Below are 23,302 nucleotides of genomic sequence, written 5' to 3' on the forward strand. Positions count from 1 at the left end.
CGAAAAATCTAAGGTTATAGCGGATTATCACGAATTCAGTCGAAAAGGTAGTCTTATAAAAAAAAATTCCTTAATTTAGGGCTTTTTGTTCGCAAAAAAAAGAGGATTTCCGTTTGCAATGTGGAATATTACACCAAGTCTCTGATGGAAAAAGGTGGTGAACACATATGCAAATTACGGATGTAAGACTTCGCCGTGTAAGCTCAGAAGGCAGAATGAAAGCAATCGCATCCATTACCATCGATAACGAATTCGTTGTTCATGATATTCGCGTCATCGACGGGAACAATGGAATGTTTGTTGCAATGCCTAGTAAGCGTACACCTGATGGTGAATTCCGAGATATCGCTCATCCGATTTCTTCCGGTACCCGCGAGAAGATTCAAGCTGCGGTCCTGGCTGAGTATGATCGTGCTGCGGTTGAAGAAGAGGAAGCCATTGTTGAAGGGGCTTAAGGTTCAATCTGTATAGGAGTTATGTCTTATCTTATTGGGGTTCAAGAAAAGAGGGCCATGTACTGTGGCTCTCTTTTCTTTTTGCGCAGAATAAGATATATTCAGTAATGAGTTCAAGAGAAGGAGGCCGTGGCCTTGAAAAGATTAGCAATTGTTCTGGCTGCAGGACAGGGAAAACGCATGAAATCAAAGCTATACAAAGTGCTGCATCCCGTATGTGGCAAACCGATGGTTGGACATGTTCTAGACACCGTGAAAAAAGTCAATTGTGAACGTAGTATCGTGGTCGTAGGTCATGGTGCAGAAGCCGTCCAGTCTTATCTTGGAACATCAGCTGAGTACGTACTGCAGGCACAGCAGCTCGGTACGGGTCATGCTGTGAAGCAGGCCAAGGAACTGCTGGGGAGTGAAGAGGGAACAACGATTGTGATTTGCGGAGATACTCCTCTTGTCACACCAGAGACGCTGGAAGAGCTGATGAAGCTTCACCAAAGTAAGGGCGCAGCCGCAACGGTGCTATCCGCTGTGATGGACAATCCTAAGGGGTATGGCCGTGTCATTAGACGAGAAGACGGAGCTGTTGTTCAGATCGTCGAACAGAAAGACTGCACGCCAGAGCAGGATGCCGTAAAGGAAATCAATACAGGCACTTATTGTTTTGATAATGCAAAATTATTTGCCGCGCTGGAGAAGGTTACGAATAATAATGCACAGCAGGAATATTATTTAACGGATGTAATCGGCATTTTCGTACAGGAAGGCGAAGTTGTTAGCGCTTACGTAACGGATGACCATGCGGAATCCATTGGCGTAAATGACCGTGTTGCTTTGTCAGAGGCTGAAGGCTTCATGCGTCAGCGGATTGTTAAAAAGCATATGTTAAACGGAGTTACTATTATTGATCCAAGCTCGACTTATATCGGAGCAGATGTTGTTATCGGGTCAGATACCGTGATTTACCCGGGAACTACAATTTCCGGAAATACTATAATCGGGGAACAATGCGTAATAGGGCCTTCTACAGAGATTGCAGACAGCAATCTTCAGGATGGGGTTACTATTAAACATTCCGTACTCCATCAGGCGGAAGCCGGCAGTGGAACAACGGTCGGACCTTTCGCTTATTTGCGTCCAGGAACTAAACTTGGACAAAAGGTGAAAGTGGGCGATTTCGTAGAAATCAAGAATGCCTCACTGGATGACGGTTCCAAGGTATCTCATTTGAGCTACATTGGGGACGCTAAGGTCGGTAAGAATGTAAATATCGGCTGCGGGGCGATTACGGTAAATTATGATGGTTATAATAAGTCAATCACCGAAATCGAAGACGATGCCTTTATTGGCAGCAATGTCAATTTGATTGCACCTGTCAAAGTAGGTAAAGGAGCATACGTAGTTGCGGGCTCCACTATTACGCAATCTGTGTCAGATAATGATCTGGCTATTGCAAGACAGCGCCAGGAGAACAAATCCGGTTATGCGGAGAAGATTCGGGCCCGTGCACAAGCGAAGAAACAAAGAGAACAGGATTAGACCAAGCATCAAGATCTGCACGAATATTTCAATGACCATACTAGTATGGAATGAACTAAATTTAGTGATCAATCCGTATGGATTGAGCTAAAGCCTGGTCATCGATATTCTTTAGTTCAATCTATTTAGCACGGAGGGTTTTAATTTTATGACTTATTGCGATTCCAAACTAAAGATTTTCACATGTAACTCCAACCCTAAGCTTGCCCATCAAATTGCAGATTACATCGGTATTCCTATGGGTGATTCGGAGACAACAAGCTTTAGTGATGGGGAAATTCAAGTGAAGCTGTCGGAAAGTGTTCGCGGTTCTCACGTATATGTTGTTCAATCCACATGCGGACCTGTTAACGATAACCTGATGGAGCTTTTGGTCATGGTAGATGCTCTCAAACGGGCTTCTGCAAAAAGCATCAACGTCGTTATCCCTTACTACGGATATGCGCGCCAGGATCGTAAGGCACGTTCCCGTGACCCGATTACAGCCAAGCTTGTAGCGAACCTAATCGAGAAAGCAGGAGCTCACCGCGTTATTACGATGGACCTTCATGCTATGCAGATTCAGGGATTCTTCGATATCCCTGTGGATCACATGCTCGGAGTTCCGATCCTGGCTCAATACTTCCGTTCTAAGCAAATTGAGAATCCGGTCGTTGTCTCACCTGACCACGGGGGTGTCGTTAGAGCCCGTAAATTGGCTGACTTCCTGAATGCGCCGCTTGCCATTATCGACAAACGTCGTCCGGAGCCCAATGTCAGTGAAGTGATGAATATCATCGGAAATATTGAGGGTAAAACCGCCATTCTGGTGGACGATATCATCGATACGGCCGGAACTATCGTGTTGGGTGCGAACGCCCTTAAAGAAGGCGGAGTTAAGGAAGTGTATGCGTGCTGTACACATCCGGTTCTGTCTGGTCCAGCTATGGAACGGCTTGAGAACTCCCCGCTTAAGGAAGTTATCGTGACCGATACGATTCCGATTACGCATCCGAATCCTACAAGCAAGCTTAAGGTGTTATCGGTGGCTCCCCTCATGGGCGAAGCGATTATCCGTGTACACGAGGAGTTATCGATCAGCAAACTGTTTGAAATCGAGTAATAACGGACTTCTAGAAATGCAGAGGGGTTACCGCTCCCGTTGGGGAGAGGTAACCCCTATCGGCGTATAACGCTAGGGTGGGAATACGGGGTACCCGGACGGCAAGCTAATAACCGGGCCGGGATATGAAGATGTAAGCCGTTCTTTTGTACAGCGTGTCACCTACCAGAACCGCATGTTCATCAAAGTCTCTGATCCAGCCAATATCGACATGAATGCCGTGGCGGTAGATTTGAACGGGAATGGCATGTTCTAAGTGGTCTTGGAAGTGGGAATCTTGGTTAAGTTCTGAGCCAAATGCATGCAAAGATGTCTCACCTTCTAACGAGATAATGGTTAGTGGTTGTAATAATATGAGGGTAATAGAGACTCATGTCATTTATTTTAATCAAAAATGGCCAAAATGAGAACGATTACTTTTTACAAAGGATACAAACCCTTGATTTTAGAGAAAAAAGAAGGGGTATGATGATAGAAAAGGGGTAAGCGCAGAGTATGAAATGGATTGTAGGGCTCGGCAACCCAGGCCCAAACTATGAGAAGACAAGACATAATATCGGGTTCATGGCACTGGATGCGCTCGCGGCCAGACACGGAATCGCAATCAAGCAAAGCAAATGTAAGGCAGTCATAGGCGAAGGGAATATCTCTGGAACCAAGGTTGCTTTAATTAAACCGATGACTTATATGAATCTGTCAGGCGAGTCGGTTCGGGCATTCATGGATTATTATAAAGTGTCTTTAGAAGACCTGATTGTGGTGTGCGATGACCTGGATACGGAGATTGGACGGAATCGTCTGCGCTATCAAGGCAGTGCGGGGGGGCATAATGGAATTAAGTCCATTATTCAGTCTACAGGAACCCAGGTGTTTAACCGGATAAGAATGGGGATTTCACGTCCTCAGCCCGGATATCCCATTGTGGATTATGTGCTTGCGCCTTTTCCAAAGAAAGAGGCAGAGCTGCTTCAGCAATCAATAGACGAAGCGGGGGATGCGATTGAATTCGCATTGACCCATACGTTTGAGCAGACGATGGCCAAGTTTAACAAGTAAATATAGGCTTCAAAACATCGGGAAGGGCTAAGAATGGTGGGCTCGGGGCATACTGAAAGGTATAATTCACCTTCTGGAGGCATAACAATGGCAGTAAACTATGTATGCCGGCACTGCCGGACTTTTATTGGAAGAATCGATTCCGAACTTGTGACCGAATCTAGGCTCGGCTTCCATTTCTTGACCCCCGATGAGCGGAGAGATATAATAGCGTATGATTCGAACGGGGAAATGACCGTAAGGGTTACCTGTGATTACTGCAGGGAAGCACTAGAGAATCATCCGGAGTTAACTCTTCTTTCGAACCCGCTTCAATAGTAGGCGGTAGTGTAATTTCGGTGGTTCTACCGAAGACGTACTGTAGAGCCTTGGCACGAATGCTGAGGCTTATTTCTGGTTATTTACAGCCTGCGTCCGTCTATTTATAAGGCGGGCAAGGATTAGTAAGCATAAGAGAGGTGCAACTCTTGTTACAAGCACTTATAGAAGCATTTTCTAAAGATCCGGATTTCGAGTCTCTAAGCACCGGTGTGACAGCCGGTATGAAGGAGCAGCTCATCTCCGGTCTCTCAGGTTCCTCCAGACAGGTGATGCTCGCAGCTCTGCATGAACAGATTCAGCGGCCGCTTCTGGTTGTGACACATAATATGTTCTCCGCCCAAAAGATTGCCGAAGATCTGCAAGAAGCTCTATCACCAGATCAGGTTCTCTTATACCCGGCGAATGAACTTGTGGCCGCTGAAGCCGCGGTATCTAGTCCCGAGACTCTAGCTCAGAGAATAGAAGTACTACTCAAATGCTCGCAGGGGTTCCGCGGGATTGTTGTCGTGCCTTTCTCCGGGGTTCGCAGGTACGTACCCATACCTGAAGTGCTTGCCAAAGCAGAGCTGAAGCTTGAGCTTGGCGGCACGATTGGGTTGGACTCTTTCTTGACGCAATTGGTCGAACTTGGTTACGAACGGGTTCAACGTGTCGAGAACCGGGGGGAGATGAGCGTTCGCGGAGGAATTATAGATATTTACCCGCTTACGTCGAAGCTTGCCTACCGAATTGAATTGTTCGATGACGAAATTGACTCCATCCGTACGTTCGATCCTGTCGATCAAAGGTCTGTGGATCAGGTCAAACAGGTGTCTCTTCCCCCAAGCAAGGAGCTTATCGCTTCCGGGGAGCGTCTTGATCGTGCAGCTGAGGCCGTAAGCGCGAGGCTTGCGGATCAAATGGAGAAGATGACCGACCGTCAGGCGAAGATTAAGCTTAAGGAAGAAGTCTCCCGCGAGATCGAGCTTCTGAAGGAACATGTTAATTTTCCGGAAATCTATAAATATATTTCTCTGATTTATCCCGAGAATAAGACTTTGTACGATTACATGCCTAAGGATACACTGCTTATTATTGATGAACCGGCAAGGCTGGTGGAGACCGGCAAGCAGCTTGAACGGGATGAGGCGGAGTGGCATCTTCATTTGTTCCAGAATGGGAAGACTCTTCCGGAGCTCCCTTTATCGGTGGATAGTGACAAAGTCATCTATGAGCGTCCATTCCAGACTCTCTTCATGTCGTTATTCCTGCGTCAGGTTCCTCACATCCAGCCTCAGAACATCCTGAACTTCACAAGCAGGGCTATGCAGGACTTCCACGGGCAGATGAACGTGCTGAAATCTGAGATGGACCGCTGGAAGAAGAGCGGTGCACAGGTGCTTATGCTCGCCAGCAATGAGGAACGGGTTGAACGTATGCGGCGCGTTCTTCAGGATTACAATATTGACGAGCCGACCTTGCTGCAGGGCAATCTGCAGACAGGGTTTGAGCTGCCTTCCATTCACCTGGTTGTAATTACTGAAGGAGAGATGTTCTCGCAGAAGCAGCGTAAAGCCCGCAAGGTTGGACGCAGCATGGATAATGCGGAGCGCATCAAGAGCTATACGGAACTGAAGATCGGTGATTATGTCGTTCACCAGAATCACGGAATCGGGAAATACATTGGCATAGGAACCCTTGAGGTTGGCGGAATCCACAAGGATTATCTGCACATCATGTATGCCGGCGGTGACAAGCTGTCCGTACCGATAGATCAAATTGACCTAATCCAGAAGTATGTGGGTTCTGAAGACAAGGAGCCGAAGGTCTATAAGTTGGGCGGCACGGAATGGACCCGGGTTAAGAGCAAGGTCCAATCTTCGGTTCAGGATATTGCGGATGAATTGATCAAGCTGTACGCAGACCGTCAGGCTTCACCGGGTTACGGATTTGAGAAGGATACACCGGAGCAGCAGGAATTCGAAGCGATGTTCCCCTATGATGAGACCCGCGACCAGATGCGGGCGATTGAAGAGATCAAGAAGGACATGGAGCAGAATCGCCCGATGGATCGTCTGCTCTGCGGCGACGTGGGATACGGGAAGACCGAGGTCGCTATCCGGGCAGCATTTAAGTGTGCGATTGAAGGCAAACAGGTGGCCGTACTTGTGCCGACTACGATTTTGGCTCAGCAGCATTATGAGACCTTCCGTGAACGGTTCTCAGGCTATCCAATCAATATTCAGGTGCTCAGCCGCTTCCGCAGCCGGAAGGAACAGAATGAGACTACTAAAGGAATCAAGTCGGGAACTGTGGATATTGTGATCGGAACCCATCGTCTGCTCTCGCAAGACTTGGTATTCAAGGATCTTGGACTGTTGATTGTGGACGAGGAGCAGCGGTTTGGTGTCACGCACAAAGAGAAGCTTAAGCGGCTCAAAGTGAATGTCGATGTTCTGACGCTGACGGCGACACCTATTCCGCGGACACTTCATATGTCGATGCTGGGTGTAAGGGACTTATCGGTCATTGAGACACCTCCGGAGAATCGATTCCCGGTACAGACGTATGTGGTGGAGCACAGTCAGGCGCTCGTTCGTGAAGCAATCGAAAGAGAACTGGCCCGCGGAGGTCAGGTATACTATCTGTATAACCGAGTCCAAGGTATTCAGGAGATGGCGGCTCAAATCTCGATGCTTGTGCCGGAGGCCAAGGTGGGGATTGGGCATGGTCAGATGTCGGAGCAAGAGCTCGAGAAGACGATCTTGGACTTCCTGGATGGTGAATATGACGTCCTTGTAAGTACAAGCATCATTGAGACCGGCGTCGATATTCCGAACGTGAATACCCTGATTGTGCATGATGCGGACAAAATGGGCCTCTCCCAGCTGTATCAGCTGCGGGGACGGGTGGGACGTTCCAACCGGATAGCTTACGCCTATTTCACCTATCAACGCGATAAGTCACTTACTGAAGTGGCGGAGAAGCGGCTGCAGTCTATCAAGGAGTTCACAGAGCTTGGCTCTGGCTTCAAGATTGCGATGCGGGACTTGTCGATCCGCGGGGCCGGCAACCTGCTTGGCGCGGAGCAGCATGGGTTCATCGCTTCGGTCGGCTTCGATCTGTATTCCCAGATGCTTGCGGAAGAGATTCAGAAGCGCAAGGTGACTCTCCTCGGAGAAGAGCCGCCGGAGAAGCACGAGTGGAATACTGTGCTTGATTTGAGCATTGATGCCTATTTACCGCCTGAATATATCTATGATAGTATTCAAAAAATTGAGATCTATAAGAAGGCAGCCACGCTTACGACACTTGAAGAGGTATCCGAGCTTGGAGACGAGCTTCTGGACCGTTTCGGAGAACCGCCTGAGGCTGTGGAGAATCTGCTTGCTGCGGCCAGGCTGAAGATTTATGCAAAGCAGTATGGAATTGAGTCGGTTACACGTCGTGGTGATGAAGTCCTGCTGAAGTTCCACGAAGGCCGGGAGAAGGCTCTAATCCCGGCTAAATTTGCCGAAGTTGGAAATCAATTCGGAAGACGTGTACAATTTAATCAAGGGACGGGCATCCTGATTCAGATTAAAATTAAAGGTTTGAGTGACAAAGAGATGATGGGTCTGCTGGAACAGTTCCTTGAATCCCTTAAGGATGCATTCAAATCGAAGGGAGAACTACATGATGTTGCGAAATAATAGCAGGTCCTGGAAGACGCTGCTGGTAGCTTTGATAGCGGTGCTGACCTTCTCCATACTGGCCGGTTGCGGGAAGAAATCAGAGACAACCCCGGCGGATAACACCAAGAACACAGCCGCGGAGACCAAGAAGGATACAAGCAAGGTCGTGGCTACCTATGAAGGCGGCGAGATTACAGCGAATGAGTTCGATCTGGAGCAGCGTATTATGCTGCTGCTGCAGCCGGAGATGGAACAGCTTGCACAAATGGACGAGTTCCGTGATTATTTGGTCAAGCAGGAAATTGCCTATGCTTACTTGAGCTCCAAAGCGGATGACAAGTCTAAGGATGAGGGTAAGAAGAAAGCGGACGAGAATGTCAACCAGATGAAGAAACAGCTGGGGGACGAGGGGTTTAAGAAGCTGCTGGATAGCAAAAAGGTAACCGAGGCTGACCTCAAGAATTATATGGTTAAAGTCTTCACGGTCATTGAAAGTGAGACTTCCAAAGTAACTGAGGATGAGATCAAGAAGGAGTTTGAGACCAAGAAGGGTGACTTTACCGTTGCTACTGTTCGTCACATTCTCATTGGTCTAACCGATGCTAACGGCAAGGAACGCAAGCAGGCGGATGCCCTCAAGCTGGCGAAGGAAGTTAAGGCCAAGCTGGATAAAGGCGCTGACTTTGCAGAGCTTGCTAAGAAATACTCCGAAGACGAAGGCTCCAAGGATCAGGGTGGTCTCTACAAAGACAAAAATGCGGGCGAGTGGGTTCCACAATTCAAGGAGAAGGCAGTGACACTGCCGCTGAACAAGATCAGTGATCCGGTCGAGACCGATTATGGATACCATATCATGCGTGTAGAGGCTCGTACGGAGAAGGCCCTTAACGATCTGACACAGGAACAGAAGGATTCTCTGAAGATGAACGTGGCTTCAACCAAGCTGGATGATTTCATGCAGAATGGCCTTACCAAGATCATCAAGAAGATCGAGCTGCCTAAGGTGGAGACCAAGAAGGAAGATGCTGCGGGTTCTTCCAAGAGTGGATCAGCAACGACACCATCCGGTACCACAGATAAGGGGACTCCAACTAACGAAGCAACAACACCTGGTACAGACACAGGTGAATAGCAGTAATTTTATTGGTTCGGGCAGCGCGGGATCCTCGCGCTGCTTTTTGTCCCCCGTCCTGGTGCGAAAGTTAAAGGATAAGGTTAATGTATAAGGAATTGGGAGCAGCCTAATACTATGGTCAAGAACTAAGTGATATGGATTTAACTGAATCAGTCCATATGGATTGGACCCTTCTCTATTCATAATAAAAAGCTACAGTAGTTCAATAACTTCTTTAGAAAGCGGGGCAACATGTGAAATGAAAGCTACTGGAATTGTACGTCGTATTGATGATTTGGGCAGGGTTGTAATCCCTAAAGAAATCCGCCGGACTTTGCGTATTCGCGAAGGGGATCCGCTTGAGATCTTTGTGGATCGTGACGGGGAAGTTATATTGAAGAAGTACTCACCAATCGGGGAGCTTGGCGATTTCGCCAAAGAATATGCGGAATCCTTATATGAGAGTACAGGACATATTACGCTGATCTCAGACCGTGATACCATAATTGCGGTGGCGGGAGCCTCCAAGAAAGAGTATTTGGACAAGCAGGTAAGTATGCTGCTTGAGAACAGCATGGACAACCGCAAAATTATTGTTGAAGCGAATACCGGGACCTATGAACTTATTAAGGATCATGCGGAAACGATTTCGACCTTCGTTATCGCTCCTATTATTGCGGGTGGCGATCCAATCGGCTCAGTGACCCTTGTGAACAAAGATGAATCGGTAAAGATGTCCCAGCTCGAATCCAAGATGGCCGAGACGGCTGCGGGATTCCTTGGCAAACAAATGGAGCAATAAGCCTAAATAAATTTATTTACTTGCAAGTAAAACTCCCACTGCCTACTCTTTGGCCTACACAGCCGGCAAGCAGAGGGGGTTTTTTTGTGATCATTTCCATGAGGGGAGGACAAGGATTATAATAGTTAGGATTAAGTATTGTTAATGTAAAGTGGGGAACCTCATGAAAGAAACCACAGCAGCCGGAAAAATGCTTAGAGGAGCATTGCTGCTAAGTCTGGCGGCAATTGTGACCAAGCTGCTAGGGACACTGCAGAAGATCCCTCTGCAAAATATCGGGGGAGACGGAGTCTTCGGCATTTATAATACTGTCTACCCCTTTTATACACTGCTGCTGACGCTCGCTACTGCGGGCTTCCCGGTGGCTGTATCCAGGTTCGTAGCTGAGCGTGAAGCCGCGGGCAACCGGGCGGGGGCCGCCGAGGTGCTTCGGCTGTCAGGCATGGTCATGCTGGCCTTAGGCTGTGCAGGGGGCCTCGGAATGTACTTCGGGGCGCCGCTGCTAGCGCATTGGATTGGCAATCAGCAGCTTGTACCCGCCCTACGGTGTGCGGCGCCGGCGCTCTTCTTCGTACCGGCTTCGGCAGCGCTGCGCGGTTATTTCCAAGGCTTGCAGGATATGCTGCCGACCGCGGTGTCACAGGTTATGGAGCAGGCCATAAGAGTTGGCGTTATGATTGTGCTGCTGCTTACTTATACGGCTGCAGGCGCTTCTGACAGTACCGTGGCTGCGGGAGCGATGATCGGATCGGCAGCCGGGGGCCTCGCGGGACTTGGGGTCATGCTGCTGTACTGGCAGAAGCACCGCAGAAGCACTGAGGTCATCTCTTGGGAGAGAGACCGAAGCGGGTGGAAGGATAGTCATGAGGATACGCTGTCTAAGCCCATAGCCGGAGGGCGAAGGCATGGAGAAGGAGAACCGCGGGATGTGGAAGCGCGTGGGGGCAGGCTGCTGAAGCAGCTGCTGGCCTATGCCATTCCGATCTGTCTGGCTGCCTTGGCTGTGCCTCTGATGGGCCTAGTGGATACCTTCACGCTGCCCCGTCTATTGAAGCAGGGAGGATGGGATGAGCTCGGTTCCATGATTCAGGTGGGCATCTATAACCGGGGAATCCCGCTTGTCCAGCTTGTGACGATGCTGGCGTCCTCCCTATCCGTTCTGTTCATTCCCGCCATGGCGGAATTCAAATTTCGGGGAGACCAGGGAAACATTGAATCTCACTCGCGCCTCGCCCTGCGCTGGTTCTGGCTGATCGGTCTTGCGGCGTCCGCCGGGCTTGCCGTGTTGGCGGAGCCTATCAACATCATGCTCTACAAGGATACTGCCGGAACAGACGCGATGCAGTGGATCGCCCTCACAGCAGCACCGGGCACGATGCTGGCTTTGACGGCCGCCCTGCTGCAAGGGCTGGGCACCGTCCGGGCACCGGCCCTGTACCTGGCAGGGGCCGCGGCACTCAAGATCGTGCTCAATCTGCTGCTCGTACCGCAGCTTGGCATCACCGGGGCCGCCATCGCAGGCGTGGCGGCCTACAGCTTTGCCGCAGCGCTCAGCCTCGCGCTGCTGGTGAAGACCACAGCGCTGCGGCTGCGCCTGGCAGACGCTGTGCTGAAGCCAGCGCTGCTGGTAGCCGCGCTGGCCCTGGCCGTGCTCGCCCTGCGCTGGCTCGCGGACGCAGCCGGCCTAGGGCCGGGCCGCGCCATCGCTGCCGCCGAGAGTCTGCTCGGCGTCTTCCTGGGCGCGGCGGTCTTCGCGGCCGGCGTAGTGTGGCTGCGCCTGATGACAGGGCCGAAGATTGAGGCCCTGCCTAAGATCGGGCCGAAGCTCGCCAGGCTGCTTCGGCGGGTTCGTCTGCTGCCTCCGCAGGAGTAGACTGATTAGAGACCTGATTGGGCCGGATAGTTGAGAACTCATTCGAGAAATATAGAACGGCTATGATTACGGTCATTGGGTTTAGTGAGCTATTATAACCCCGCCGAGAAGCGGGATTTCGGGAGTGTGATACAGGTGAGTGCTGCAATTACTGTTATGGGTCTCGGATCAGGAGATCCGGACAAGCTGACCATGGGGAGCCTGAAGAAGCTTCAGCAGGCGGAGCTCCGTTATGTGCGGACTCTGGATCATCCGGTCATCAACTGGTTGGAGGAGACCGGAATAACCTTTAGATCATTCGACGAGGTGTATGAAGAGAAGGATGATTTCCCGTCCGTATATGAAGAGATTGTAAGTCAACTTCTTGCTGCCGCGTCAGAACTGCCGCCAGAACGTGAAATTATCTATGCGGTCCCCGGGCACCCTATGGTGGCCGAGTCAACCGTCAAGCTGCTGCGGGAACGCTGCGCAGACCTGGGGATTCGTCTTGAGATAACAGGTGGGGAGAGCTTTCTGGACGTGGCCTTTACCCGCCTCGGTTTTGATCCGATTGAAGGATTCCAGCTGCTGGATGCGTCTGAGCTTGCATCATCGTTAGTTGAGCCAAGGGTACATACGTTGATTGGACAGGTCTATGACAGCTTTACGGCTTCTGATGTGAAGCTGAGCCTGATGGAGACCTACCCGGATGATTATCCGGTTACGGTAGGGCACGCTCTCGGTGTAGCTGGTCAGGAGGAGATCAAGGTGATCCCCCTGCATGAGCTCGACCGTGTAGAAGGATACGGCAACCTGTCGCTAATCTATATTCCACGGGACGATAATGAGATGCTGCGTCAGCGCAGCTTCGAGAGGCTACATGAGATTGTAACGATCCTTCGTAGTCCTGAAGGCTGCCCATGGGACCGGGAACAGACCCACCAGTCCATCCGCAAGAACTTGATCGAGGAGACCTATGAAGTTATCGAGACCATTGATGAAGATGATCCGGGTCATATGCAGGAAGAGCTTGGGGACCTGCTGCTTCAGATCATGCTGCATTCCCAGATGGAAGAAGAGACAGGCATGTTCACGGTCTATGATGTTATCGGCAGTCTGAACGACAAGCTGATCTTCCGCCATCCGCATGTATTCGGAGATTTATCCGCCGAGGATGCGGAAGAAGCCCTGAACAACTGGGAGGGTATGAAGGCTGAAGAGAAGAGAAAGAAGGGAATTCTGCCTGAGAAGCAATCTGCACTGAGCGGAGTTCCACGTGATCTTCCGGCGCTGATGAAGGCCTACAAGCTCCAGAAGAAGGCCTCCAAGGTAGGGTTTGACTGGGAGGATGTCGAAGGGGCCCTTGGCAAGATTGATGAGGAATTGGCCGAACTTAAGCAGGCCGTAAGAGAGGGACACGCGGCATCAGAGCAGGCATTGGAGCTGGGTGATGTTCTATTTACTGTGGTGAATGTAGCCAGATTCATCGGGGTAGATCCCGAGGAGGCGTTAAGCCTGGTCAACCGCAAATTCACTTCCCGCTTCCAGTACGTGGAGAGCAAGCTGCAAGAAGCCGGCAGAACGTTACCTGAGAGCAGCCTGGAAGAGATGGACCGCTTATGGGATGAAGCCAAGGAAGTAGAGCGCTCCGGCCGTAATCTTTGATGGAGCCAGGGGCGATTTTGTCTAAATCGAGGTTTTTTTTGATGAATCAAAGAATTTAATAAAGTTTAAGCAGGAATTTGTTAATGAAGCAAGAATAACCATAAGGATTACTTTGCGGTTGAACTTTGGCTTATCCAGCCTGTTCACCACCGCATATACTTTATTTTTTTGAATATTGGGAGGCTTTTAATTTATGAACAAGACAGATCTGATCAACAATATCTCGAGCAAAAGCGGTTTGACTAAAAGAGACGTTGAAGTCGTGCTTAACGGTTTTCTTGGCGAAATCACGGATGCTCTTTCCAGCGGAGACAAAGTTCAATTGATCGGCTTCGGTACTTTCGAGACCCGCAAGCGTTCCGGACGTACAGGCCGCAACCCACAGACAGGGATGACTATTGAAATTCCAGAATCCAACGTTCCTGCATTCAAAGCGGGCAACAAGCTTAAAGAAGCTGTAAAATAATGCGTCTTGATAAATTCCTGAAGGTCTCAAGGTTGATTAAACGGCGCACCGTGGCGAAAGACGTCTCCGAACAAGGCAGAGTGCTGATTAATGACCGGGAAGCCAAGCCGAGCAGTTCCGTTAAAGTGGGCGATGAAATCACCGTTCAATTTGGACAGAAGCTGGTTACGGTTAGGGTGGAACGGCTTGCCGAGAACACCCGCAAGGAAGAAGCATCAAGCCTATATACATTAGTGAAAGAAGAGCCAATAGCAAAGGACCAGGGTCTAGACTGGACCTAATACCTAAGCTTATCTTCTTAATAGGGCTGTTCCCTGGCAGAATTTCTGACCGTGGGAGCAGCCCTTTAGATTTTTATGAAATTGAAAGGACATCCAGTTCTAAAGGCTGTATTCCGCCCATAAGATGGTTACTGTAAAGGGAGGGGTACATGCCATGAATGATCAAGGAAGAGGAAAGCTGCAGGAAGTGCACATGCATAACCGCAAGCTGCTTGAAATATCCGGCGTGAACAATGTGGAGAGCTTTGACAGCGAGGAATTTCTGCTCAAGACGGAACTCGGGCATCTTACCATCCGCGGGCAGAACCTGCATATCAAAAATCTTAACCTGGAGCAGGGACTCGTCGCTATTGAGGGTGTTGTGAATTCCTTATCGTATTTAAACCCCGGATCACAGCCTAAAACCAAGGGCTTCATCGGGAAGCTGTTTAAATGAATCTGCATGTGCAGTGGGTGACCCTGCTATGGATGTTTTTTTCCGGGGGAATACTGGGGGTCGCCTTTGATAGTTACCGTGTTGTATCGGGGCAGCTGCGATTTCCGCGGTGGACGGTTCACGCCCTTGATCTGCTCTACTGGGCAGCTGCTTCGGTCTTCGTATTTCGGATGCTGTATCATAGCAATCAAGGCCAACTCCGATTCTATGTGTTCCTAGGATTGTTTGTAGGAGTTTGGATTTATTTTTTATTCTTAAGTGTTATAACCGAGCGTTTTGTGGTAATGTTAATGGTGGTAATCAAACGGATTTATGCTTTGGTGGTGCGATTAATAGAGCTATTTATCATCGCTCCTATTCGTATTTTGCTGAAAGGCACCAAGCTTGCGCTCGGCTTTGTGTGGATCGTCGTGCTTTTTCTGGGACGTATCTCTCTATTGCCAATATGGAGAATTCTAAGGTGGATGTCCAGGCCTTTGCTAAGGCGCTTCCATATTCCTGAGCGGGCTGACAAGCTTAAATCATGGACGGTTCAACTCTGGAACCGTTGGTTCACCAAGAATTAAAGGTTTTGGGGGTGGGACATTTTGCGCGTTGTATCCGGGAATGCGGCTAAGAATAGTGAACCTGCTGCTGTCAAGAATGCAGGTGCTCGCAGGCGTTACAGGCTGTGGCTTGCTTTCATTGTCATTTTTATAGGGTGGGCAGGGTATACATTCATCTCCCAGGCCAGTCAGATAGGAGCCGGCTCGCGTGAACTCTCAGAGAAGCAAGACTCCAAAGCCAAGAGTGACCAAGCTTTAAATCAGCTCAAAAATGAAATAGAACGTCTGAAGGATCCTGAGTACATTGGGCAAATCGCAATGAAGAAATACGGGCTCTACAGACCCGGAGAAGTGCCGATCCGTGTACCGTCTTCCGATGACGAGAAATAGATAAACTCATACAGGATATACGTCTGTTGACCTTGTATGAGTCATTCGGTATAATCAAATCACCGAAGCCAAGATCATGATGTCTTGGTGACATTTTTAAGGGAGGATCATTTTATTTTATGGCAATAGAAGTGGGCACCAAGTTAGAAGGCAAGGTGACAGGCATCACGCACTTTGGAGCATTTGTGGATCTATCAGGAGGTGTCACCGGTCTCGTACACATCTCGGAGATCGCCGATAACTACGTCAAGGATGTTAACGATCATCTTAAGATCAACGATGTTGTGACGGTTAAAGTCATTAACGTTGATAAGGACGGTAAGATCGGGCTTTCGATTAAGCAGACTGTAGATAAGCCTGTGGAAGCACCAAGACCTCCACGTGCACCAAGACCAGATCGTCCAAGTGGCGGCAGAGACGGAGATCGTCCTGGTGGTGGCGGAGGCGGTTTCAATCGGGATCGCGGAGGGCGTTCATTCAAACCTCCAGTGGGCAAAGCTTCTTTTGAAGATAAAATGTCACGCTTCCTCAAAGATAGTGAAGAGCGTATTTCGTCGCTGAAGAAGAACACCGAGGGCAAACGCGGTGGACGCGGCGCGAAACGAGTATAATCCATCTTTAATATTTGAATACAACAAACCGTAAGCCTAGCGCTTGCGGTTTTTTTGTCGTCCTGATTTGTCGCCAGGAAACGCATTCCATTTTTTTACCGACAGCATCCAACGGTTTTCCGTAAGTCTCAGGGCAAATCGCTAAGAACGCGGGGCGAACGTAACGAAAAAGTAGTACTGCTAGGGGCGAACATAGATTTGGCTAACGGGCTCTGTTCCGAGTACTGGCAAGGGGTCAAGGGCGGAGTGTAAGCCCTCTCAATTTGTCGGAAACTTTTTTGTGGCTTACCCCGCCTTCTGACAAACTTTCCAAAGACACGCTCCTATAATGGGACATACCTCACTATGCAGGTTGAGCTAAAGACAGCGGGGCCGAATACTCCAGGTGGACATGAATACATAGGGAAGAACTACGTTCAATACCTACCCGATTGGCATTCATCTCTTTAGCTCAATCTGTATAAAATCCATAGAAGGTGGTGCCATGATGGAGAAATGGAATGTGATTGCTTTTCCGGGAATGAAGAAGGCGAAGGAGCAGGACGGGGAGAAGTGGTGGCTTAAATGGAGACAGACCCCGGCCGCTTTGAGGACAAGCCGTTTTGTGGCTGCGAACAAATGGGCTTTTCTTTTGACGATGATGGGTTTTCTGCTGGGTAAGGCCACGATTCTAAATGAATTGTCCCCTTTTGCTGTTGCTTATTTTGCCGTTATTGCTTTCATGCGCAGGGACCTTCTGCTTCCCGTTTTTGCCTCCGTTGTAGCGGGTGCCCTATTTGCGCCTCACCATCACTTTCTCTCGGTAGTCTGGGAGCTGATTATCATCTTCCTGATGCAAAAAGGCCTTGAATCGTTCGAGAAGGCGGAAATTTCTTATGCTCCAATTATGGTCTTCACCTCCGCCTTCCTGGTTAACTTTTTTGTAGCCCTTATTGGACCTTCTCTATCCTGGTACACCTTGACCATGGCCGTGATGGATGCGGTGCTCAGCTTCGTTCTTACACTGGTATTTCTGCAGGCTGTACCTATCTTCACATATAGAAAGAAGAATTATAATCTGCGTAATGAGGAAATTCTGTGCCTGATCATCCTGCTGGCTTCTGTGATGACGGGTGCCGTCGGATGGGTGATTAAGGGACTGTCTTTGGAGCATATTTTGTCCAGATATCTCATTCTTCTGTTCGCATTGGTAGGCGGGGCGCCGCTCGGGGCTTCGGTAGGTGTAATCACCGGGCTTATCTTAAGCTTGGCCGATATGTCTGCCATCTATCAAATGAGCCTGCTGGCGTTCTCAGGTATGCTTGCCGGTATGCTGCGTGAAGGCCGAAAGTGGTCAGTAGGGCTTGGCATGCTGCTGGGTTCATCGATTCTATCAATTTATCTGACGGGTCCTGGCGATGTGATGTCCTCCACCTGGGAGACCTGCGCAGCCGTTGTGTTATTTATGCTTACCCCAAAGACCGTAATCGGGTATATAGCCAAATATGTGCCTGGAACCAAGGACTACACGGAATCGCAGCATGAATATGCCAAGCGGATCCGGGATATTACAGCAGAGCGGGTCACGCAGTTCTCACATGTCTTCAAGCAGCTGTCCCGCAGCTTTGGACAAGTATCCAGCTCAGGGGAAATTACAAGGCGCGGCGAGGAAATGGATCATTTCATGAATGCGGCCACCGAGGGGGCCTGCGGCACCTGTTTTCGCAAAAATCACTGCTGGGACGGGAACTTCTATCAGACTTATAAGTTTATGACCGAAATGATGACTACTATAGAAGAGAACCCGGAGGTTAGGCATGACGAGCTTCCGGTCAAGTGGAATAAGGTATGTAAGAAGACGGAGCAGGTCCTGAATATTATGAAGCGGGAATATGACCTTTATCAGAATGATATGCACTGGAAACGGCAAATATACGACAGCCGTCAGCTGGTAGCCGAGCAGCTTTCCGGGGTGTCTCAGGTTATGGAAGACTTGGCCAAGGAGATTAAAAGAGAGAGTCAGACAATGTACCGTCAGGAGGAGCAGATTAGAGAGGCTCTGGAGATTATGGGTTTATCCATCCACAGCGTGGATATCATTTGTCTGGACCACGGTAATGTTGAAATTGAGATCACCCATGCGTATACCCGTGGTTATGATGAGTGCCGCAAGATTATAGCGCCATTATTATCGGATATCCTGGATGAGCATATCGCGGTTATGAATGAGTCCGTTCCGTCCGGCAAGGAGGGCTTGGTGAATGTAACCTTCGGTTCAGCCAAGTCCTATGAGATATCCACCGGGGTAGCCGGTACCGCCAAAGGGGGCGACCTGCTATCCGGGGACAGCTTCAGTGCAGCGGAGCTTGGCAACGGGACTTTTGCGGTAGCCTTGAGTGACGGCATGGGGAATGGAGAGCGGGCGAGACTGGAGAGCAGCACGGCTCTGAACATTTTGGAGCAGCTGCTTCAATCGGGAATGGATGAGACCTTGGCTATTAAATCCGTCAATTCTGTTCTAATGCTCAGATCACCTGACGAAATTTATGCAACGGTTGATATGGCTCTCATCGATGAGCATTCGGCACGAACGACGTTTATGAAGATCGGCTCTTCACCCAGCTTTATTAAGAGAGGGAATGAGGTGATCTCCGTCTCTGCCAGCAACCTTCCTATCGGAATTATCCAGGATATTGAGGTAGACTTGGTTACTTTACAGCTGCTCCCAGGTGATATATTGATTATGATGACCGACGGGATTTATGATGCACCGGGATATGCGGTGAACAAGGAGCTGTGGATCAAGCGTCTCATTCAGGAGATTACTACAGAAGAACCTCAGGCTATTGCCGATTGTCTTCTAGATGCAGTCATCCGTTATCAAGGGAACCAGATTAATGATGACATGACCGTGGCTGTAGCCAAGGTGAATCATCGCAGTCCGGAGTGGTCCACGCTGCATATTCCTGGAGTAGACCGTCTAGAGCGGCCAAGAACGGTTAGCTGATCTGCTGCGTATCACTTGGAATAGCTTAGCTTGTTATCAAGTTAATATGCATTGCCCGGGAAATGGAGGCTGCTGGGCTGGGCTTCCATTTTCCTTTCTTTCGGATACGATATGGATCGGTCTAAAGATGGCACTCACTCATTGCAGATTCGCCATGTAAAAGTAATACAAGCTCGTTAACCCTTTTGTTCATTCCATATGATTCTTTCAATCTCTTAGGTTTGAACCTGTAACAGGTTGGAGATAACTAGAGACAAGGAATCTGGAATCCGGAAGGGACGGCGAATACAAATGAAGCAAATTCTATTAATTACAGATGGCTGCTCTAATGTGGGGCAGAGCCCGGTTATGACTGCGTCATTGGCACGTCAGGAAGGAATTACAGTGAATGTGATCGGAATCGTGGATTATGGAACGATTGGAGAGCTTGGCAGCTTGGAGATTAAGGAGATTGCCAAAGCGGGTGGTGGGATGAGCCGGTTATCTGGAACCGAGCAGCTTGCCCAAACGATGCAAATGATGACAAGGAAGACCGTGGTTCAGACGATTCAGCAGGCGGTTAATAAAGAATTGAGACAAATTTTAGGAAAAACATCGGTTGAGGAGCTTCCTCCTGACAAGCGTTCTGAAGTCGTCGAGGTGGTTGATGAGCTAACCGAGACAACGCCTCTAGAAGTAGTGCTGTTGATTGACGCCAGTGCAAGCATGAAGCCAAAGCTTGCCGCGGTGGAGGAAGCGATTCGGGATTTAATGATCAGCTTGAGCGCACGAGAAGGGATGAGCCGGATAGCGGTCTTTCATTTTCCAGGCCGCCATGGGGGAGAAGATGCAGTGATGGATCAGGGCTGGACCTCGGATCTTAGCGGGGTGCGGAGCTTGTTTCAACGTTTGGTGATGCGAGGAGCTACTCCAACGGGACCTGCGATCCTCAAGGTGATTGATTTCTTCCGATATGGTACAATAAATGGAAATCAGACTAGGCCGGAGGACAATGATGAAAGAGAAGGGATGCTCGGTGACTACGTCGTATAGAACGGGCATCCCGGCCGGGACGCTTGTGACGGGCCGCTGGCGCGGAGGACGTTATGTGGTTCAGCGGCTTCTCGGCCAGGGGTCGAATGGGATTGTATATCTTGTTCAGCAAGCTGGAACTCGCAATCTGTATGCGCTGAAGATGGGGTATGACGCCATGGATCTTCAATCAGAGATCAATGTGCTGAAGGCGCTGCAGCGGCAGAGTCAGCATAACGCAGAGGAACGGGATCTTTCTTATCTGGTGGAGGTGGATGATTACACCTTGGGGGATAGAGAGATTCCTTTCTATGTTATGCGGTATGTGAAGGGTGAGCCGCTGAGTAAATTCCTTACCCGCAGAGGAGCACAGTGGCTGGATCTGGCCGGTCTTAATCTGCTCAAGCAGCTGGCAGCTCTTCATAATGGGGGCTGGGTATTCGGTGACTTGAAGCCCGATAATGTACTGGTATCCGCGTATGGAGATGTTGAGCTTATTGACTATGGGGGCGTAAGCCAGAACGGACGAAGTGTGAAGCAGTTCACCGAGTGGTATGACCGCGGATTCTGGAATGCAGGGGGCCGGACGGCTGATGCGGCTTATGATTGGTTTTCTTTTGCCGTGGTATGTATCCATATGCTGGCGGAGGGCCGCCTCAAGAGTGCGGCGAATCAGCTACCGCAGACCCGAAGTACTGCCGATCTGGTTCAGATCATGAATCAGGAGCCGCGTCTTCGTCCTTATTCCAATTGGCTGAAGAAGGCAATCAGCGGCGGGTTCGAGCACACGGATGAGGCTTATAATGCCTGGAAAAGAATGATCACGCGGAAGCCGACCCGGCAATCTGTCCGCAGAACACCAGGCTGGCTCAAGAGCGCATTTGCCATTTCATTGTTTCTGCTTGTCTGCGCCATTTATTTAACACTTCGTTAGCAAGTACTTTTGGTGATTTGGCAGACGTAGCAAGGGGAGAACTGCATGGAAGACATGAATCAGCTTGTAACTTATGTGCGCGGCATAGCGCGGAAATATGACTTATGGTCTGCTCATGACTGTATTGTAGTCGCAGTATCCGGCGGTCCGGACTCTGTGGCTCTTTTGCATGCACTTCATCATTTAGCCGGGGAGCCGGGCTCTTCCCTCCGCTTGGTGTGCGCGCATGTGAACCACGGGTTTCGCGGCGCGGAGTCCGATGCGGAAGCTGAATTTGTAAGGGAGACTGCGGACAGGCTCGGTATTCCCTTCGAACTTGGCAATTACGACGTACCGGCTTTTATTGAAGAGACTGGGATGAGCCTGCAGACAGCAGCCAGAGAGAAGCGGTATGAATTTCTGCACAGGATTGCGGATCAATACGGCGCTTCGGCTATCGCTTTAGCCCATCACGGGGATGATCAAGCTGAGACGGTCATGCTGCGATTGCTTAGGGGGACAGGGATGACAGGACTTGCCGGCATGAGGATCAAGCGGCGTGAAAAAAATGTGGAACTTATCAGACCCCTGCTGCGTATATACAAGACGGACTTGATCCGGGTGTGTCATAACTGTGATCTGGCGTATGTGATAGACAGCAGTAATTTGAGTAATAAATATGCCCGTAATGCCGTCCGATTGGATGTATTGCCCTTTTTGGGGCAATATAATGGTCAGTTGGCTGAATCGCTGAATCGCCTGGCTGAAGTTGCCGGTGAGGAAGATGATTATATGCATCAAGCTGCCGAGGAGGCATATGGCCGTCTTGCCAGGTCAATAGGAGAGGGAATTGCCTTCTCTGCAGAAGATTTCGGCCATTTACATGTCGCTTTACAACGGAGGTTGATTAAACTAATATTAAATTATCTGCCTTTGAATACGGATGACGTTGATTTTCTTAAAATCGAGCTCATACGAGAACGTGTTCTGCAGGACTTTCCCTCCAACTGGAGTCTTGATTTAGGCGGGGGCCTGCGATGCAAAAGGGAGTATGATGAAGTATCTGTTTCACCGGACAATACGGATAAGGTTAAGCTGGAATATACATACCGTCTGGAGGAAGTTCCCGCAAGATTACCGATACCCGAAACCGGAAGAGAATTAAGATTTACTTTACGGCCGATTGGCACACAGTCAGACTGGAAGGCATCCGGTAACGATGAAGCCTTATTTGATGCGGATAAGATTAACTATCCGCTAATCGTACGTTCCCGCCAGCCGGGAGATATCATGAAAGTCATGGGATTAAACGGAAGCAAAAAGGTTAAAGATATTTTCATTGATCAGAAAATACCTCCATCTGTCCGTTCAGCCATCCCCGTTGTAACGGATGCAACTGGCCGCATATTATGGCTGCCCGGTGTCCGCAGATCCGCATACGCGGCAATAGGGAGTCATACCTCGACCGTTCTGCGCATGCAGATCGATCATGAGGGCGGAAGGTAACCGGTTATCGCCATAGTCAGGCTTTCATAGTATAACTTAGGAGGTTCTTGCATTGCAGAACGATATCAAAGAAGTCCTTATTAGCCGGGAACAGATTCAAGACAAAATAGTGGAGCTCGGCCAGATTCTCAGTAAGGAATACGAGGGCCGTAATCCACTCGTTATTTGTATTCTCAAAGGAGCCTTTATTTTTATGGCCGATTTGGTTAAAGAGATAACAGTACCTTTGGAGCTGGACTTTATGGCTGTCTCCAGCTACGGGGCATCCACGAAGTCTTCGGGGGTTGTGAAGATTATCAAAGATCTTGACACTTCTGTAGAAGGACGTGATGTACTCATCGTCGAAGATATTATTGATAGCGGGCTCACGCTAAGCTACTTGATCGACGTGCTGCAGCGCCGTAATGCAAAGTCCACAACAGTAGTAACGCTGTTCGATAAGCCGGCTCGCCGGACGGTGGACCTGGAAGCGGATTACACGGGGTTTGTCCTTCCTGACGAGTTCGTTGTCGGGTATGGCCTAGACTATGCCGAGAAGTACCGCAACCTCCCTTACATCGGGATTTTGAAGCCTGAGATTTACACCAGCTAAGACAGCACTCCG

22 protein-coding genes are annotated in these 23,302 nt (G+C 49.5%); 21 read left to right on the plus strand and 1 reads right to left on the minus strand.

The genetic code is table 11. The annotated features are described in order from the left end of the window. Nucleotides 1-167 precede the first annotated feature (167 nt). The 3 genes from spoVG (at nucleotide 168) to ACRRNK_RS00185 (ending at nucleotide 3,090) form a co-directional block, all read left to right on the plus strand. Nucleotides 168-455 carry a septation regulator SpoVG gene (spoVG, locus tag ACRRNK_RS00175; protein ID WP_433944855.1) on the plus strand — a complete coding sequence of 96 codons (288 nt, stop codon included), beginning with the start codon at nucleotides 168-170 and terminating at the stop codon, nucleotides 453-455. Between the two features lie 135 nt (nucleotides 456-590). Beyond that, nucleotides 591-1,988 carry a bifunctional UDP-N-acetylglucosamine diphosphorylase/glucosamine-1-phosphate N-acetyltransferase GlmU gene (gene glmU / locus ACRRNK_RS00180; RefSeq protein WP_433944856.1) on the plus strand — a complete coding sequence of 466 codons (1,398 nt, stop codon included), beginning with the start codon at nucleotides 591-593 and terminating at the stop codon, nucleotides 1,986-1,988. A gap of 148 nt (nucleotides 1,989-2,136) precedes the next feature. Further along, nucleotides 2,137-3,090, plus strand: a complete 954-nt coding sequence (locus ACRRNK_RS00185) for a ribose-phosphate diphosphokinase (protein WP_068621711.1) — start codon at nucleotides 2,137-2,139, stop codon at nucleotides 3,088-3,090. A gap of 106 nt (nucleotides 3,091-3,196) precedes the next feature. On the opposite strand, the gene ACRRNK_RS00190 is transcribed toward ACRRNK_RS00185, so the two are convergent. After that, nucleotides 3,197-3,397 carry a hypothetical protein gene (locus ACRRNK_RS00190; protein ID WP_433944857.1) on the minus strand — a complete coding sequence of 67 codons (201 nt, stop codon included), beginning with the start codon at nucleotides 3,395-3,397 and terminating at the stop codon, nucleotides 3,197-3,199. Between the two features lie 188 nt (nucleotides 3,398-3,585). On the opposite strand from ACRRNK_RS00190, the gene pth reads away from it, so the two are divergent. From pth to hpt, 18 genes are all read left to right on the plus strand, one after another. Next, a complete protein-coding gene (pth, locus tag ACRRNK_RS00195; protein ID WP_433944858.1) occupies nucleotides 3,586-4,146 on the plus strand; it encodes an aminoacyl-tRNA hydrolase in 561 nt (186 codons plus the stop codon). A gap of 87 nt (nucleotides 4,147-4,233) precedes the next feature. Continuing rightward, nucleotides 4,234-4,464 carry an anti-sigma-F factor Fin gene (locus ACRRNK_RS00200; RefSeq protein ID WP_433944859.1) on the plus strand — a complete coding sequence of 77 codons (231 nt, stop codon included), beginning with the start codon at nucleotides 4,234-4,236 and terminating at the stop codon, nucleotides 4,462-4,464. A gap of 149 nt (nucleotides 4,465-4,613) precedes the next feature. Beyond that, entirely contained in the window at nucleotides 4,614-8,138 is a 3,525-nt protein-coding gene (gene mfd, locus ACRRNK_RS00205) for a transcription-repair coupling factor (RefSeq protein ID WP_433944860.1), read from the plus strand. Beyond that, entirely contained in the window at nucleotides 8,122-9,252 is a 1,131-nt protein-coding gene (locus ACRRNK_RS00210) for a foldase protein PrsA (protein WP_433944861.1), read from the plus strand. Before mfd ends, ACRRNK_RS00210 begins: the two co-directional genes overlap by 17 nt. 241 nt (nucleotides 9,253-9,493) lie before the next feature. Beyond that, nucleotides 9,494-10,036 (plus strand): stage V sporulation protein T, encoded by a 543-nt coding sequence (gene spoVT / locus ACRRNK_RS00215; RefSeq protein WP_433944862.1) that lies wholly within the window; start codon nucleotides 9,494-9,496, stop codon nucleotides 10,034-10,036. 163 nt (nucleotides 10,037-10,199) lie between these two features. After that, entirely contained in the window at nucleotides 10,200-11,909 is a 1,710-nt protein-coding gene (locus tag ACRRNK_RS00220; protein ID WP_433944863.1) for a putative polysaccharide biosynthesis protein, read from the plus strand. Between the two features lie 135 nt (nucleotides 11,910-12,044). Further along, nucleotides 12,045-13,553, plus strand: a complete 1,509-nt coding sequence (gene mazG, locus ACRRNK_RS00225; protein WP_433944864.1) for a nucleoside triphosphate pyrophosphohydrolase — start codon at nucleotides 12,045-12,047, stop codon at nucleotides 13,551-13,553. A 193-nt stretch (nucleotides 13,554-13,746) separates the two neighbouring features. Next, nucleotides 13,747-14,019, plus strand: coding sequence for an HU family DNA-binding protein (locus ACRRNK_RS00230; RefSeq protein WP_433944865.1), 273 nt, complete (start codon nucleotides 13,747-13,749; stop codon nucleotides 14,017-14,019). Beyond that, complete coding sequence (locus tag ACRRNK_RS00235) at nucleotides 14,019-14,300, plus strand: RNA-binding S4 domain-containing protein (RefSeq protein WP_127201059.1); 282 nt, start codon at nucleotides 14,019-14,021, stop codon at nucleotides 14,298-14,300. The genes ACRRNK_RS00230 and ACRRNK_RS00235 overlap by 1 nt, the downstream gene beginning before the upstream one ends. 154 nt (nucleotides 14,301-14,454) lie before the next feature. Then, complete coding sequence (gene yabP, locus ACRRNK_RS00240; RefSeq protein ID WP_433944866.1) at nucleotides 14,455-14,736, plus strand: sporulation protein YabP; 282 nt, start codon at nucleotides 14,455-14,457, stop codon at nucleotides 14,734-14,736. Continuing rightward, nucleotides 14,733-15,302, plus strand: coding sequence for a spore cortex biosynthesis protein YabQ (yabQ, locus tag ACRRNK_RS00245; protein WP_433944867.1), 570 nt, complete (start codon nucleotides 14,733-14,735; stop codon nucleotides 15,300-15,302). The genes yabP and yabQ overlap by 4 nt, the downstream gene beginning before the upstream one ends. 21 nt (nucleotides 15,303-15,323) lie before the next feature. Further along, nucleotides 15,324-15,671 carry an FtsB family cell division protein gene (locus ACRRNK_RS00250; RefSeq protein ID WP_433944868.1) on the plus strand — a complete coding sequence of 116 codons (348 nt, stop codon included), beginning with the start codon at nucleotides 15,324-15,326 and terminating at the stop codon, nucleotides 15,669-15,671. Nucleotides 15,672-15,790: 119 nt separating this feature from the next. Further along, nucleotides 15,791-16,282, plus strand: a complete 492-nt coding sequence (locus ACRRNK_RS00255; RefSeq protein ID WP_433944869.1) for a S1 domain-containing RNA-binding protein — start codon at nucleotides 15,791-15,793, stop codon at nucleotides 16,280-16,282. Nucleotides 16,283-16,766: 484 nt separating this feature from the next. After that, nucleotides 16,767-19,268: a stage II sporulation protein E gene (gene spoIIE, locus ACRRNK_RS00260; protein WP_433944870.1), complete on the plus strand. Its 2,502-nt coding sequence runs from the start codon at nucleotides 16,767-16,769 to the stop codon at nucleotides 19,266-19,268. Between the two features lie 291 nt (nucleotides 19,269-19,559). Further along, nucleotides 19,560-20,300 (plus strand): hypothetical protein, encoded by a 741-nt coding sequence (locus ACRRNK_RS00265; RefSeq protein WP_433944871.1) that lies wholly within the window; start codon nucleotides 19,560-19,562, stop codon nucleotides 20,298-20,300. Continuing rightward, nucleotides 20,284-21,213 (plus strand): serine/threonine protein kinase, encoded by a 930-nt coding sequence (locus ACRRNK_RS00270; protein WP_433944872.1) that lies wholly within the window; start codon nucleotides 20,284-20,286, stop codon nucleotides 21,211-21,213. The genes ACRRNK_RS00265 and ACRRNK_RS00270 overlap by 17 nt, the downstream gene beginning before the upstream one ends. A gap of 45 nt (nucleotides 21,214-21,258) precedes the next feature. Beyond that, nucleotides 21,259-22,698 carry a tRNA lysidine(34) synthetase TilS gene (gene tilS, locus ACRRNK_RS00275; protein WP_433944873.1) on the plus strand — a complete coding sequence of 480 codons (1,440 nt, stop codon included), beginning with the start codon at nucleotides 21,259-21,261 and terminating at the stop codon, nucleotides 22,696-22,698. 52 nt (nucleotides 22,699-22,750) lie between these two features. Further along, nucleotides 22,751-23,290 carry a hypoxanthine phosphoribosyltransferase gene (gene hpt / locus ACRRNK_RS00280; RefSeq protein ID WP_433944874.1) on the plus strand — a complete coding sequence of 180 codons (540 nt, stop codon included), beginning with the start codon at nucleotides 22,751-22,753 and terminating at the stop codon, nucleotides 23,288-23,290. The last annotated feature ends 12 nt before the right edge of the window (nucleotides 23,291-23,302 follow it).

Origin of the sequence: Paenibacillus sp. SN-8-1, from assembly GCF_050995535.1 — a bacterium.
Classification (GTDB): Bacteria; Bacillota; Bacilli; order Paenibacillales; family Paenibacillaceae; genus Fontibacillus.

Bases quoted from the DNA above. Each gene is read 5' to 3' on its own strand.
- ACRRNK_RS00220 (WP_433944863.1), top strand. From the start codon at position 10,200: ATGAAAGAAACCACAGCAGCCGGAAAAATGCTTAGAGGAGCATTGCTG.
- ACRRNK_RS00230 (WP_433944865.1), top strand. From the start codon at position 13,747: ATGAACAAGACAGATCTGATCAACAATATCTCGAGCAAAAGCGGTTTG.
- spoVT (WP_433944862.1), top strand. From the start codon at position 9,494: ATGAAAGCTACTGGAATTGTACGTCGTATTGATGATTTGGGCAGGGTT.
- tilS (WP_433944873.1), top strand. From the start codon at position 21,259: ATGGAAGACATGAATCAGCTTGTAACTTATGTGCGCGGCATAGCGCGG.
- spoVG (WP_433944855.1), top strand. From the start codon at position 168: ATGCAAATTACGGATGTAAGACTTCGCCGTGTAAGCTCAGAAGGCAGA.
- yabQ (WP_433944867.1), top strand. From the start codon at position 14,733: ATGAATCTGCATGTGCAGTGGGTGACCCTGCTATGGATGTTTTTTTCC.
- ACRRNK_RS00265 (WP_433944871.1), top strand. From the start codon at position 19,560: ATGAAGCAAATTCTATTAATTACAGATGGCTGCTCTAATGTGGGGCAG.
- spoIIE (WP_433944870.1), top strand. From the start codon at position 16,767: ATGATGGAGAAATGGAATGTGATTGCTTTTCCGGGAATGAAGAAGGCG.
- ACRRNK_RS00235 (WP_127201059.1), top strand. From the start codon at position 14,019: ATGCGTCTTGATAAATTCCTGAAGGTCTCAAGGTTGATTAAACGGCGC.
- ACRRNK_RS00255 (WP_433944869.1), top strand. From the start codon at position 15,791: ATGGCAATAGAAGTGGGCACCAAGTTAGAAGGCAAGGTGACAGGCATC.
- ACRRNK_RS00200 (WP_433944859.1), top strand. From the start codon at position 4,234: ATGGCAGTAAACTATGTATGCCGGCACTGCCGGACTTTTATTGGAAGA.
- pth (WP_433944858.1), top strand. From the start codon at position 3,586: ATGAAATGGATTGTAGGGCTCGGCAACCCAGGCCCAAACTATGAGAAG.
- yabP (WP_433944866.1), top strand. From the start codon at position 14,455: ATGAATGATCAAGGAAGAGGAAAGCTGCAGGAAGTGCACATGCATAAC.
- ACRRNK_RS00210 (WP_433944861.1), top strand. From the start codon at position 8,122: ATGATGTTGCGAAATAATAGCAGGTCCTGGAAGACGCTGCTGGTAGCT.
- ACRRNK_RS00185 (WP_068621711.1), top strand. From the start codon at position 2,137: ATGACTTATTGCGATTCCAAACTAAAGATTTTCACATGTAACTCCAAC.